The sequence below is a fragment of the Thioalkalivibrio halophilus genome, from assembly GCF_001995255.1.
GTDB classification, from domain to species: Bacteria; Pseudomonadota; Gammaproteobacteria; order Ectothiorhodospirales; family Ectothiorhodospiraceae; genus Thioalkalivibrio; species Thioalkalivibrio halophilus.
Window position 1 is genome coordinate 1 of the sequence record NZ_MUZR01000071.1, and the last position, 11,552, is coordinate 11,552.

The 11,552-nt window shown below is 69.2% G+C and carries 14 protein-coding genes; 5 read left to right on the forward strand and 9 right to left on the reverse strand.

Going from position 1 to position 11,552, the window contains the following annotated elements:
- Positions 1-1,033, forward strand: a 1,033-nt coding sequence (locus B1A74_RS13360) for a potassium/proton antiporter (RefSeq protein WP_077244914.1), incomplete at its 5' end; no start/stop codon positions are given.
- Here B1A74_RS13360 and B1A74_RS13365 read toward each other — a convergent pair.
- Positions 1,034-3,094, reverse strand: a complete 2,061-nt coding sequence (locus tag B1A74_RS13365; RefSeq protein WP_099050003.1) for a UvrD-helicase domain-containing protein — start codon at positions 3,092-3,094, stop codon at positions 1,034-1,036.
- A 103-nt stretch (positions 3,095-3,197) separates the two neighbouring features.
- On the opposite strand from B1A74_RS13365, the gene B1A74_RS13370 reads away from it, so the two are divergent.
- From B1A74_RS13370 to B1A74_RS13380, 3 genes are read left to right on the forward strand one after another with little or no spacing between them, the layout of a single operon-like run.
- On the forward strand, positions 3,198-3,578 hold the full coding sequence (locus B1A74_RS13370; RefSeq protein WP_077244916.1) for a YbbN family protein: 381 nt from the start codon (positions 3,198-3,200) through the stop codon (positions 3,576-3,578).
- Positions 3,575-4,141, forward strand: coding sequence for a 1,6-anhydro-N-acetylmuramyl-L-alanine amidase AmpD (gene ampD / locus B1A74_RS13375; RefSeq protein ID WP_077244917.1), 567 nt, complete (start codon positions 3,575-3,577; stop codon positions 4,139-4,141). The genes B1A74_RS13370 and ampD overlap by 4 nt, the downstream gene beginning before the upstream one ends.
- Entirely contained in the window at positions 4,138-4,737 is a 600-nt protein-coding gene (locus B1A74_RS13380) for a histidine phosphatase family protein (protein WP_077244918.1), read from the forward strand. Before ampD ends, B1A74_RS13380 begins: the two co-directional genes overlap by 4 nt.
- A 1-nt stretch (position 4,738) precedes the next feature.
- Here the strand turns inward: B1A74_RS13380 and B1A74_RS13385 are convergent, their stop codons facing one another.
- Positions 4,739-5,056 carry a DUF2322 family protein gene (locus tag B1A74_RS13385; RefSeq protein ID WP_077244919.1) on the reverse strand — a complete coding sequence of 106 codons (318 nt, stop codon included), beginning with the start codon at positions 5,054-5,056 and terminating at the stop codon, positions 4,739-4,741.
- Positions 5,057-5,189: 133 nt separating this feature from the next.
- Between B1A74_RS13385 and B1A74_RS13390 the strand changes: the two genes are divergently transcribed.
- Entirely contained in the window at positions 5,190-5,969 is a 780-nt protein-coding gene (locus B1A74_RS13390) for an inositol monophosphatase family protein (protein WP_018947498.1), read from the forward strand.
- Between the two features lie 6 nt (positions 5,970-5,975).
- Here B1A74_RS13390 and B1A74_RS13395 read toward each other — a convergent pair whose 3' ends face one another.
- From B1A74_RS13395 to aroQ, 7 genes are all read right to left on the reverse strand, one after another.
- The gene (locus tag B1A74_RS13395; protein ID WP_018947497.1) at positions 5,976-6,296 is read right to left on the reverse strand and encodes a helix-turn-helix domain-containing protein; all 321 of its coding nucleotides are present in this window, start codon (positions 6,294-6,296) and stop codon (positions 5,976-5,978) included.
- Complete coding sequence (gene dusB, locus B1A74_RS13400) at positions 6,293-7,303, reverse strand: tRNA dihydrouridine synthase DusB (protein WP_077244920.1); 1,011 nt, start codon at positions 7,301-7,303, stop codon at positions 6,293-6,295. Before dusB ends, B1A74_RS13395 begins: the two co-directional genes overlap by 4 nt.
- A 43-nt stretch (positions 7,304-7,346) precedes the next feature.
- A complete protein-coding gene (locus B1A74_RS14515) occupies positions 7,347-7,787 on the reverse strand; it encodes a DUF3426 domain-containing protein (RefSeq protein WP_244269230.1) in 441 nt (146 codons plus the stop codon).
- A 507-nt stretch (positions 7,788-8,294) separates the two neighbouring features.
- Positions 8,295-9,179, reverse strand: coding sequence for a 50S ribosomal protein L11 methyltransferase (gene prmA / locus B1A74_RS13410; RefSeq protein ID WP_077244922.1), 885 nt, complete (start codon positions 9,177-9,179; stop codon positions 8,295-8,297).
- 7 nt (positions 9,180-9,186) lie between these two features.
- Positions 9,187-10,530: an acetyl-CoA carboxylase biotin carboxylase subunit gene (accC, locus tag B1A74_RS13415; protein ID WP_024328274.1), complete on the reverse strand. Its 1,344-nt coding sequence runs from the start codon at positions 10,528-10,530 to the stop codon at positions 9,187-9,189.
- A gap of 34 nt (positions 10,531-10,564) precedes the next feature.
- Positions 10,565-11,023, reverse strand: coding sequence for an acetyl-CoA carboxylase biotin carboxyl carrier protein (gene accB, locus B1A74_RS13420; protein ID WP_018947492.1), 459 nt, complete (start codon positions 11,021-11,023; stop codon positions 10,565-10,567).
- A 6-nt stretch (positions 11,024-11,029) separates the two neighbouring features.
- Positions 11,030-11,473: a type II 3-dehydroquinate dehydratase gene (gene aroQ / locus B1A74_RS13425; protein ID WP_077244923.1), complete on the reverse strand. Its 444-nt coding sequence runs from the start codon at positions 11,471-11,473 to the stop codon at positions 11,030-11,032.
- Between the last annotated feature and the right edge of the window lie 79 nt (positions 11,474-11,552).

The following is an 11,552-nucleotide window of genomic DNA, read 5'->3' on the forward strand; positions in this document are numbered from 1 at the left end:
GGCGATCTTCGGCCTGACCGGCATGGTGGGCGGATCGGGCTTCCTCGCGGTATATCTCGCCGGGCTGCTGCTGGGCAATCGGCCGCTGGAGGCCTCGCAGAACATCAAGCGTTTCCATGATGGCATCGCGGCCCTGGCGCAGATCGGCATGTTCCTGATGCTGGGGATGATCGTCACGCCCTCGGAGCTGCCCCCGGTGGCGCTGGATGCGGGCCTGGTGGCGCTGGTGCTGATCCTGCTGGCCCGCCCGCTGGCGGTCGCGCTGTGCCTGTACCCGTTCCGCTTCCCGTGGCGCGAGCAGCTGTTCATCGCCTGGGTCGGACTGCGCGGGGCGGTGCCCATCATCCTCGCGCTGTTCCCGCTGCTGGCGGGGCTGGAACTGGCGGAATACTTCTTCCACGTGGTGTTCTTCGTGGTGCTGATCTCGCTGATGGTGCAGGGCTGGACCGTGGCCTCCTCGGCGCGCTGGCTGGGTCTGGAGCTGCCGCCGACCACCGCCCGGGTCCAGCGCACCGAGCTGGATATCCCGGGGCAGCAGGAGATGGAGCTGGTGGGCTACCGGCTGGCGGAGACCACCCCGGTGGTGCGCGAGGCCTGGTCCGGTTTCCGTCTGCCCGGTTCGGCCCGCGTGGTCGCGCATCTGCGGGAAGGCCAGCTGCTGGAGACCCTGGAACTGCTGGACCTGCAGGCCGGCGACCATCTCTACATCATGGTCGCGCCGGCCGATCTGCCGGACCTGGACCGCCTGTTCGTGCCGCAGGAAGAGGTGCCGGAACGCCTGACCGAGCGCAGCGTGTTCGGGGAGTTTGCCCTCAACGGCGATGCCCTGCTGGGGGCCGTGGGCATGACCTACGGCGCGCCGGTACCGTCCGAACGTCAGGGCGAGACCCTGGAGGCCTTTCTGCGCGCCGAACTGCAGACCGAGCCGGTGGTGGGCGACTATGTGGACCTCGGGCCCACGCGCCTGGTGGTGCGGGAGATGGACGGCGCGCGCATCACCCGGGTCGGCCTCAAGTTGCTGAAGAAGGACTGATCACTTCTCCAGCATGGCCTTGAGCCCGGCGAGGTGGGCGCGCGCGGTGAGCTGCTGGGTCTCCGGGTCCGGCGGCTTCGCGTCGGGCCAGTCGAGGTGTTCTTCGGGCAGCTCGTCGAGAAAGCGCGAGGGTTCGCAGTCGAGGGTCTCGCCGTAGCGCTTGCGGCTGCGCGCGTAGGTGATCAGCAGGGTCTGCTGCGCGCGGGTCAGCCCGACGTAGGCCAGGCGGCGCTCCTCTTCGATGGCGTCGTCCTCCAGGCTCACGCGGTGCGGCAGCAGCTCCTCCTCGAAGCCGACCAGGCACACGTGCGGGAACTCCAGGCCCTTGGCGGTGTGCAGGGTCAGCAGCTGCACCGCCTCGGTGTCGTCCTGGGCATCGCGGTTGCGGTCGAGGATGTCCATCAGGCTGATGCGGTTCACGATGTCGGCCAGCTCCATGCCGCTCTCGTCGTCGGCGGTTTCGTCGCCGTACTCGGCCTCCGGCGCGCGCGAGCCGGCCAGGCGTGCGACCCAGTCGATGAACTCGCGCACCTGTTCCATGCGCCGGGTGGCGGCGCGCGGGTTCGCGCTGTTGTCCAGCAGCCAGGATTCGTAGTCGATGTCCTCGACCAGCGCGCGCAGCAGGGCATCCGGGGCCTCCTCGGCCGCGCGTGCGCGGAAGCCGTCGACCCAGTCGACGAAGCGTTCCAGACGCGCCCGGGCACGCTCGTCCATGTATTCGGCCAGGCCCGCCCCGCGCGCGGCCTGCAGCAGCGAGACACCGCGCTGGTTGGCATACTGGCCGAGCTTTTCCAGGGTCGCCGGGCCGATCTCGCGGCGCGGCACGTTGACCACGCGCAGGAAGGCGGTGTTGTCGTCCGGGTTCGCCAGCAGGCGCAGGTAGGCGACCAGGTCCTTGATCTCGGCCTTCTCGAAGAACGACTGCCCGCCGCTCAGGCGGTAGGGGATGCCCTGTTCGCGCAGCAGCTTCTCGAACACCCGCGACTGGTGGTTGCTGCGGTAGAGGATGGCGAAATCGCCCCAGCCGGCGTTCAGGCGGAAGCGCCGCCGCATCAGCTCGGAGACCACCCGCGCGGCCTCGGCGTCGGAGTCCGCGCAGTCGATCACCTCGACCTTCTCGCCCTCGCCCAGCGCGCTCCACAGGCGCTTCTCGAATACGTGCGGGTTGTTGGCGATCAGCGCGTTGGCGGTGGCCAGGATGCGGTTGGTGGAGCGGTAGTTCTGCTCCAGCTTGACCACTTCCAGACGCGGAAAGTCCTGCTGCAGGCGCGCGAGGTTCTCCGGGCGCGCGCCGCGCCAGGCATAGATCGACTGGTCGTCGTCGCCGACCACGGTCAGGCCGTCGCTGACCCCGACCAGCAGGCGCACCAGCTGGTACTGCGCGGAGTTGGTGTCCTGATATTCGTCCACCAGCAGGTGGCGGATGCGGTCCTGCCAGCGGTTGCGCAGGTCGGCGTCCGCGCGCAGGCAGTCCACCGGGCGCTTGATCAGGTCGTCGAAATCCACTGCGTTGTAGGCACGCAGGGCCTGTTCATAGCGCGGGTAGAGGTTGGCCGCGAGCAGGGCCCCGGGGGCTTCGTCGCCCGCCTGGCTGGCCTCGGCCAGCGCCTCGTCGGGGGTCAGCAGGTCGTTCTTCCAGCGGCTGATGTGGCCGATCAGGTCATCCACCTCGGCCGCGGTGTCGTCGCGGTGGGTGATCTCGCGCAGCAGCTGGCGACAGTCGCCGGGGTCGAGGATGGAGAAGCCCGGGCGCAGGCCGGTGGCCGCCAGTTCGCGGCGCAGGAACTGCAGGCCGAAGGTGTGAAAGGTGGACACGCCCAGCCCGCGGCTCTGTTCCCGCGACAGCCGGCCCTGCACCCGCTCGCGCATCTCGCGCGCGGCCTTGTTGGTGAAGGTGATCGCGACGATCTGGCGCGCGCCCAGGCCGCGTTTCTCCACCAGGTGCGCGATCTTCTCGGTGATCACGCGGGTCTTGCCCGAGCCCGCGCCGGCCAGTACCAGCAGCGGACGGTCGGTGGTGGAGACGGCGGCATGTTGCTGGGGATTGAGCTGTTCGGACACCGGCGGGTCGCTTCCTCGGGACGCGGGCGCGTAAACTACCCCACGCGTCATTGATCATAAAGCCCCGCGGCGAGTTTCCCCGCGGGCGTGTCGTGGAGGCAGCGTGTCGCAATCGTCCAGTGCCGACAAGCCGGGTGCTTCCGGGGACCTGCCGGCCCTGGATGCAGGCGGTTTCCATCACTGTCTGCAGGAGGTGCCGGGTGCTGCCGTTGTCCTCTTCACCCGGCGAGGATGCAGCGCCTGTCACGCGATGGGCGACGCCCTGCGGCGCTGGCAGGTGGACGCCGATCCCCCGGCGCTGTTCTGCGTGGACGCGGAGGTCGACACCGCACTGGTGCGCGAATTCGAGGTTTTCCACCTGCCGGCGCTGTTCGTGTTCGTGGACGGGGAATACCACGGGCCGCTGCAGACCCCGCCGCGCGTGCCGCTGCTGCGCGAGGCCCTGCAGGCGCGCCTGCGTCTGCCGCCGGAGGAAGCACCATGAGCGCGGCGGACGTGCCCGTGGCGAAGGACTGGTGGCCGCTGGCGCGGCCCAGCGAAAGTCCGAATCAGGATGCGCGCCCGGCCGGGGTGCAGCCTGAGCTGATCGTGGTGCACGCGATCAGTCTGCCGCCGGGGGAATTCGGCGGCCCGCACGTGGAGGCACTGTTCCATAACCGCCTCGACCCGGCGGCGCATCCGTATTTCGCCGAAATCCATGGCCTGCGCGTGTCGGCGCATGTATTCATCGACCGCGAGGGTCGTGCCGTCCAGTTTGTCCCGTTTGCCCGGCGCGCCTGGCACGCCGGGGTCTCGGCGTGGCGCGGGCGCGAGCGCTGCAACGACTTTTCGATCGGGATCGAGCTGGAAGGCGATGACGATACCCCGTTCACCGCGGTGCAGTACCGTGAGCTGGCGACCCTGGTCCGCTGGCTGCGCGGCCGCTATCCGGCGATCGCCCCGGATGCCCTGGCCGGGCACTGCGACATCGCCCCGGAACGCAAGACGGATCCGGGTCCGTATTTCGACTGGACGCACCTGTACGCCCTGCTGGAGCAAGCAACATGATCGTGGACCTGATGCGACACGGAGAGCCGGCCGGCGGCCAGCGGTTTCGCGGCCACGGCTGCGACGATCCCCTGAGCGAGACCGGCTGGTGGCAGATGCAGCGCGCCGCGGCCACCGAGACCGGGTGGCGGCGGATTTTGACCTCGCCGCTGGTCCGCTGCCGGGCCTTCGCCGAGCATCTGGCGCACGAACGCGATCTGCCGTTGGCCGCGGTGCATGATCTGCGCGAGATCGGCTTCGGTGCCTGGGAGGGGCGCACCCGCGCCCAGCTGCAGGCGGAGCGCCCGGAGGAATACCGCGCCTTTTACGCCGACCCCGAGCACAACCGGCCGGAGGGGGCGGAGATGCTGGATGCGTTTCGTCAGCGGGTTGCGGCGGCCTTTGCCGAGAGCGTGGAAGGGCCCGGCCGGTCCGACGAACACGTGCTGCTGGTGGTCCACGCCGGCGTGATCCGCGCGCTGGTCGGCGGCGTGATGGCCGTGCCGGACGGCCACCTGTTCCAGCTCGACTGCGACTACGCCAGCCTCACGCGTATCCACCGTCAGCCGGGGCGGGGCTGGCGGCTGGCGTTCACCAACCGGGTCGTGGCGGGCTGAGTCAGCCGGCGTTGCGCTTGCGCCTGGGGACCGCCTTCACCGACAGGTAGTAGTCGTTCTCGAGGATGTCGATCAGACGGTCGATGTTGGGGTGCCTGCCCGGGTTGGCGCGGGCGTCGTCGGCATGGCTGCCGTACATCAGCAGACCGGAATTGGCCGCCTTGGGACCGATGCCGCCGAAATCCAGCGCCAGCTGGTAGTACACCTGCAGGGAGAGCTTCTGGCCCTCCTGGTTCTCGATGGTGGCGGTGGGGTTGTAGTCCTCGCCAAACAGTTCGAGGCGTTCGATATTGCTCACGTCGGGCAGTTTCCTGGACATGCCGGGCTCCTCGGATGAATCGGCGGCATTATCGGGGCTGCCCCGTCCGGCCACAACCGCCCGCAATCATGGCGGGTTCGTCGCGTCGTGCCGCTCCTGCTACGATAGCGACTTTTCCCCGAGGACCGAGAACATGCAGGCAAGCCCGTTCCTGGAAGCCGCGCAGGCTGCGGCCGACGCCGCCGAGAAGGTGATCCGTCACTACTACGAACACGGCGTGGACGTTGAAACCAAGGCCGATGACACGCCGGTCACTCGTGCCGACGTGGAGAGCGAAGAGGCGATCCGCTCCGTCATCCGCGAACGTTTCCCGGATCACGGCTTCTACGGCGAGGAGACCGGGCAGTCGGACATGGATTCCGATTATGTGTGGCTGATCGACCCGATCGACGGCACCAAGAGCTTCGTCCGGCGGTACCCGTTCTTCTCCACCCAGATCGCGCTGATGTACAAGGGCGAGCTGGTCCTGGGGCTGTCGAACGGGCCGCAGTTCGGCGAGCGCGCCTGGGCCGAGAAGGGGCAGGGGGCGTTCCTCAACGGCGAGCGCATCGGTGTGGAGAAGGGCATCACCGCGGTGGACCGCGCGACCCTTTCCACCGGCAACCTGCGCTCGCTGGCGGCACGCGGCGACTGCTGGAACGCGCTGGGCGGGATCGTCGCCGAGGTCAACCGCGTCCGCGGCTACGGCGACTTCTATCACTATCACCTCCTGGCCCGCGGCAGCATCGACTGCATCGTGGAGTCGGACGTGAACATCCTCGACATCGCGGCACTGGCGGTGATCGTGCGTGAAGCGGGCGGGACATTCACCGATCTCGCCGGCGGCGAGCTGGACCTGGACACCGGCACGGTGCTGGCGGCGGGCACCCCCGAGCTGCACGCCACCCTGCGCGAACGCCTCGGCTGGAGCTGACGGGAGTTAGCTTTCCAGCAGCCCGTGGCTGCGCAGTTTCTTGCGCAGGGTTGCGCGGTTGAGGCCCAGCACGGCCGCCGTGCGACTCTGGTTGTAGCCGCAGCGCTCCAGAACGCTGGCCAGCAGCGGACGTTCGACCTCCTCCATCACCAGGGCGTAGAGGTCGTGGCTGGACTGGCCGTCGAGGGTGTCGAAGTATTCTTCCATGGCCTGGCGTACGGATTGCGCAAGCACGCTTTCCGATTCCGCCTCGCCGGCCGGATCGCTCCCTGGCCACGCCTGTCCGTTGCCCTCCTTGCGACGTGCGGAATACCCGTTCGTGCTCATGCAGCCCTGCCAGAATCGTCCGCAGGCGAATCGCCTGATGGAATGATTGCCTCGAGGCGCCGGAGCTGTTCGCCGGCGTCCTCCAGGGCGAACAGCTCGGCCCGCAGTGCGCGGGTGGCTGCCTCGCCTCTCCCCAGCTGCTCAAGATACCAGCCGAGGTGCTTGCGGGCGATACGTACGCCCTGATGCGGACCATATTGCCGGTGCAGTGCGGCGACGTGCTCGCGCATCAGCGCCGCGATTTCCGCCGGTCCGGGTTCGGCCGGGAGGGGCTCACCGGCCAGTGCGGCGCGGATCCGTCCCGGCAGCCACGGGCGTCCCTGGGCGCCGCGTCCGATCATGACCCCGGTGGCGCCGGTGCGGGCGAGGGCCCGTCGGGCATCCTCCATGCCGCGGATATCGCCATTGGCCAGCACCGGCAGGGCGGTGGCGGCCACCACCCGGGCGATCGCGTCGTAATCGGCCGCACCGCGGTAGCCCGCCGCGCGGGTGCGCCCATGGACCGTGAGCATCGCGATCCCGGCCTCCGCGGCGATCCCGGCAATGGTTTCCGCGTTCATGCGTTCGGCGTCCAGACCCAGGCGCATCTTCAGGGTGACGGGGACGCCGGTGTTTTCCGTCAGGGCCTGCAGTAGTTCGCGGACCAGCCCGGTATCGCCCATCAGGGCCGAGCCGGCGGCGCGGCTGCAGACCTTCTTGGCCGGGCACCCCAGGTTGAGGTCGATGATATCGGCACCGCGGGCGACGTTTTCACGCGCTGCTTCGGCCAGGGCCCCGGGCTCGTTGCCCAGCAGCTGGACGATGCGCGGTGACGGTTCGGCCGCGTGATCCAGGCGGTGCCGGCTCTTGGCGCTGTCCCACAGGTTTTGCTGCGAGGTGACCATCTCCGAGACCGCCGCGCTGGCCCCCATGCGTCGTGCGAGCAGGCGGAAAGGCCGGTCGCTGACCCCGGCCATGGGCGCGAGGAAGACCGGCGGGTCGGAGAAATGGTGGGGGCCGAGCTGCATGCCGTCAGTTTAGCAGCCCGGACGCCCGGCGCAGGAATCCGCGTCAGCGGGGCCGGACGTGGACCCCGCTCAGGCGCGGGTGCTCGGTGCGTATGCGCAGGGCGACGGGCCAGGGCAGGTGGGCGGCTATTTGCAGGGGGGGATCATCGCCGGGGGCATAGACCCGCGGGTGGATGCGCTCGCGGGCATGGGTGCGGCCCAGAGTGTCCGACAGGGCGATATCCAGCAGCGGCCAGGCCTGAGCGCGTGATTCGTGGTTGTAGAGCTCGAAGATGAGCCAGCGGCCGCTGCCTGCGCCGGCCGGGTGCAGGGATGGGCTGGAGACGCGAACGGACTCGGGCGCGCGATGGGCGCGTTCGGGGCAGCGCAGGCGATCGCAGAGCGAGCTCCGCAGGGTCTCCAGCGCGGGCTCTTGCGTGATGGCGCGGGGCGGGAAAGTCAGTAACTGGAAGATCAGGCCCAGCAGGAGCAGCCCGGCCAGCATTGCGCCCCGGCTGTGGGCACGCGAGCGCCGGGATCTTGTGCGGAGCGATGGGGCCGGTGCGGCGGGTGCTGACGCGTGAGCCCGCTCGGGCGAATCGGCGGGCGCGGGGTGTTCCGGCTCGGGTTCCGGGGATGGGTTCCACTCCGGGGTCGATGCGAAGAGCCTGGTCGGGGCGTCCAAGTTGCCGCTGGCCCGTGATGCCGTGGTCGGGGCCGCGTCCGCGCAGTCGGAGTCGGAGTCGGAGTCGGTCGGCGTGCGGGGGTATTCGTGCAGCCTCCGGACGGGCTGCACTCCGGGCCCGCTGACCGGCTCTCCGGCCGGTGCGATCTCCAGCGCCGGGAAGAATGCGAACGCCCGGCCGCAGGCTTCGCAACGCACGTGTCCGTGGCTCTCGTTCCCCGGAGGGCGGGTCACGACGTGGGCAACGCTGCAATGCGGGCAGCGGGCGAGCATTATCCGGACCGCCCGTTGTGCCGGCGAGCGGCGGGCGAATACTTCGCCGGCCGGTTACGTGCGGCGGCGACCGTCCAGCAGGGCCCAGCCATCGCGGGAATCGCGGACACCGATGTCGAATGCATGGGCATAGGCCTCCATGACCTCTTCCGCCTGACGATCCAGCAGTCCGGCCATCAGGATGCGCCCGCCCGGGCGCGTGGCCGCGGTGAGCTCCGGGGCCAGTTCGATCAGCGGGCGGGTGAGGATGTTGGCCAGCACCAGATCGGAGCCGCCCTCGGGCAGCGGGTGATCGGTGAGCCCGGCCTGCAGACGGTCGCTGCCGATGCCGTTGGCGGCCGCGTTGGATTCGGTGGCCTGGACCGCCTGGGGATCGTTGTCGATCCCGAGGGCGTGGCGCGCCCCAAGCTTGAGCGCGGCGATCGCGAGGATCCCGGAGCCGCAGCCGTAGTCCAGAACCTCGAGGTCACGCGGCGGATCCTCCGCCAGCGCGGTCAGGCACATGGCGGTGGTCGGGTGGTTGCCGGTGCCGAAGGCCAGGCCGGGGTCGAGGTGCACGAAGACCCCGTCCTCGACGTCCGGCTGTTCCTCCCACGAAGGCACGATCCACAGCGGCCCGCCGCAGTGGATGGCCTCCAGCCCGTCCAGGCCCGCGCGTACCCAGTCCTGGTCGGTAATGTCGGTGACCTGCAGCTCGGACGGGGCGGGGTCGCGCTGGAGCATCGAGGCCGAGGCCAGCTCCGCCGCGGTGCGGTCGGAAAACACGGCCTTCAGGCGGATGTCCGACCACAGCGGGTGGGTGCCCGGTGGTGGCTCGAACAGGGGTTCGTCGGCCGCATCGAACAGCTCTACGCTGACTGCACCCAGCTCGAACAGCAGCTCTTCCAGGGCCTCGGCATCGCCGGGTTCGGCCCGGCATTCCAGTTCGGCAAGACTCATGCGGCCCTCAGTGTGTCTTCAGCTTCTTTTCCAGGTAGTGGATGTCGGTGGCACCCCGCTGGAAGTTGGCGTCGTTCATCAGATCGGAGTGCAGGCTGATGTTGGTGCGGATGCCGTCGACGATGATTTCGCCGAGGGCGCCGCGCATGCGCGCGATGGCGATGTCGCGCGTGGTGCCGTGGGCAATCAGCTTGCCGACCATGGAGTCGTAATGCGGCGGGACCGCGTAGCCGTTGTAGATATGCGTGTCCATGCGGATCCCGGGGCCGCCCGGCGCGTGATACTGCTGGATGGTGCCGGGGCTCGGGACGAAGGTTGCGGGGTCCTCGGCGTTGATGCGGCACTCGATCGCATGGCCGTGGATGGTGACGTCGTCCTGAGTAATGCCCAGCGGTTCTCCGGCGGCGATGCGGATCTGTTCGCGCACCAGGTCGATGCCGGTGACCTCCTCGGTCACCGTGTGCTCGACCTGCAGCCGGGTGTTCATCTCGATGAAGAAGAACTGCCCGTCCTCGTACAGGAACTCGAAGGTCCCGGCGCCACGATAGCCGATCTCCTGGCAGGCGCGGATCAGGCGTTCGCTCATGTCGCGGCGCTGGGTGTCGGTGATCTCCGGGGCCGGGGCCTCCTCGATCACCTTCTGGTGGCGGCGCTGCATGGAGCAGTCGCGCTCGCCCAGGCACACCGCGTTGCCGTGGGTGTCCGCGAGGATCTGGAACTCCACGTGGCGCGGGCGCTCGAGGAATTTCTCCATGTACAGGGTGTCGTCGCCGAAGCCCTGACGGGCCTCGTTGCGGGTCAGGGAGATCGCGTTAAGCAGCGCACCCTCGGTGTGCACCACGCGCATCCCGCGGCCACCGCCGCCGGCGGCGGCCTTCACGATGACCGGGTAGCCGATCTCCCGGGCCAGCTGAAGGTTGGCCTCGGGCTCCTCGCTCAGAGCTCCCCCGGAACCGGGCACACAGGGAACGCCGGCCGAGAGCATGGACTGCTTGGCGGAGACCTTGTCGCCCATCAGGCGGATGGTCTCGGCCCGCGGGCCGATGAAGGCGAAGCCGCTGGATTCGACCCGTTCGGCGAAATCGGCATTTTCCGACAGGAAGCCGTAGCCCGGATGGAGGGCGCCGGCGTCGGTCACCTCGGCCGCGGCGATCAGTGCCGGGATGTTGAGATAGCTCTCGTTCGAGGGGGCGGGGCCGATGCAGACCGACTCGTCGGCCAGGCGCACGTGCTTGAGGTCACGGTCGGCGTCGGAGTGTACGGCTACGGTGGCGATGCCCATCTCGCGGCAGGCGCGCAGGACCCGCAGGGCGATTTCGCCGCGATTGGCGATCAGGATTTTTTCAAACATGCTCGGACCTGTGTTCGGCGAAGACGGTGAAGGCTCACGCGATGATGAACAGCGGCTGGCCGTATTCCACCGGATTGCCATTCTCCACCAGGATCTGGCGGACGGTGCCGGCCTGGTCCGCTTCCAGCGGGTTGAGCATCTTCATCGCCTCGATGATGCACAGGGTGTCGCCCACCTCCACCTGCTGTCCGACCTCGACGAACGGCGTGGCGCCGGGGCTGGGGGCGCGGTAGAAGGTGCCGACCATGGGCGCGGTCACGCGGTGGCCCTCGAGTTCCGCGGGTTCTTCCGCCGCTGCTTCCTCGGCCGCGGCCGCGGGAGCGGGCGGTGCGGGCGGTGGCGCGGCGGCCGGCATCGGTGCGGGCTGTGCCTGGGGTACGCCCCCGGGCGAACGGGTGATGCGCACCGACTCCTCGCCCTCGTTGATCTCGATCTCGTGGATCCCGCTCTCTTCGAGCAGGTCGATCAGTTTCTTGACCTTGCGGATATCCATGGTTGCCTATGACTCCTTGATGGCTGCAATCGCCGCGTCCAGCGCCAGCCGGTAGCCCCGCGGGCCGAAACCGGCCAGGGTGGCGGCGGCGACGTCGGCCAGCAGCGATGTCTGCCGGAACGCCTCGCGGGCATGGACGTTGCTGATGTGGATCTCGTAGAACGGGATCGCGACCCCCAGCAGGGCGTCACGCAGGCTGACGCTGGTGTGGGTCAGCCCGCCCGGGTTGATCAGTATGCGGCGCACACCCTCGGCAGGGGCCGCGTGGATGCGGTCGATCAGGGCCCCTTCATGATTGCTCTGAAAGTGGTCAAGGCTCACGCCCGCGGCGTGCGCCCGAGCGCCCAGTTCCGATTCGATGTCCGCCAGGGTGGTATGGCCGTAGCGCTCCGGCTCCCGCTGTCCCAGCAGGTTCAGGTTGGGGCCGTTGAGCAGCAGGATGGTGGCCATGACAGGAATCGGCGGCGATCCGGGCGTGAATGGGGGCGAACACGCCGGAACATGCCGGCGAATCCACTGCCGCGATTCT

Coding starts and splice junctions, on each gene's coding strand:
- B1A74_RS13380 (WP_077244918.1), top strand. CDS start 4,138: ATGATCGTGGACCTGATGCGACACGGAGAGCCGGCCGGCGGCCAGCGG.
- B1A74_RS13390 (WP_018947498.1), top strand. CDS start 5,190: ATGCAGGCAAGCCCGTTCCTGGAAGCCGCGCAGGCTGCGGCCGACGCC.
- B1A74_RS14515 (WP_244269230.1), bottom strand. CDS start 7,787: ATGCTGGCCGGGCTGCTCCTGCTGGGCCTGATCTTCCAGTTACTGACT.
- B1A74_RS13385 (WP_077244919.1), bottom strand. CDS start 5,056: ATGTCCAGGAAACTGCCCGACGTGAGCAATATCGAACGCCTCGAACTG.
- prmA (WP_077244922.1), bottom strand. CDS start 9,179: ATGAGTCTTGCCGAACTGGAATGCCGGGCCGAACCCGGCGATGCCGAG.
- B1A74_RS13395 (WP_018947497.1), bottom strand. CDS start 6,296: ATGAGCACGAACGGGTATTCCGCACGTCGCAAGGAGGGCAACGGACAG.
- accC (WP_024328274.1), bottom strand. CDS start 10,530: ATGTTTGAAAAAATCCTGATCGCCAATCGCGGCGAAATCGCCCTGCGG.
- ampD (WP_077244917.1), top strand. CDS start 3,575: ATGAGCGCGGCGGACGTGCCCGTGGCGAAGGACTGGTGGCCGCTGGCG.
- dusB (WP_077244920.1), bottom strand. CDS start 7,303: ATGCAGCTCGGCCCCCACCATTTCTCCGACCCGCCGGTCTTCCTCGCG.
- accB (WP_018947492.1), bottom strand. CDS start 11,023: ATGGATATCCGCAAGGTCAAGAAACTGATCGACCTGCTCGAAGAGAGC.
- aroQ (WP_077244923.1), bottom strand. CDS start 11,473: ATGGCCACCATCCTGCTGCTCAACGGCCCCAACCTGAACCTGCTGGGA.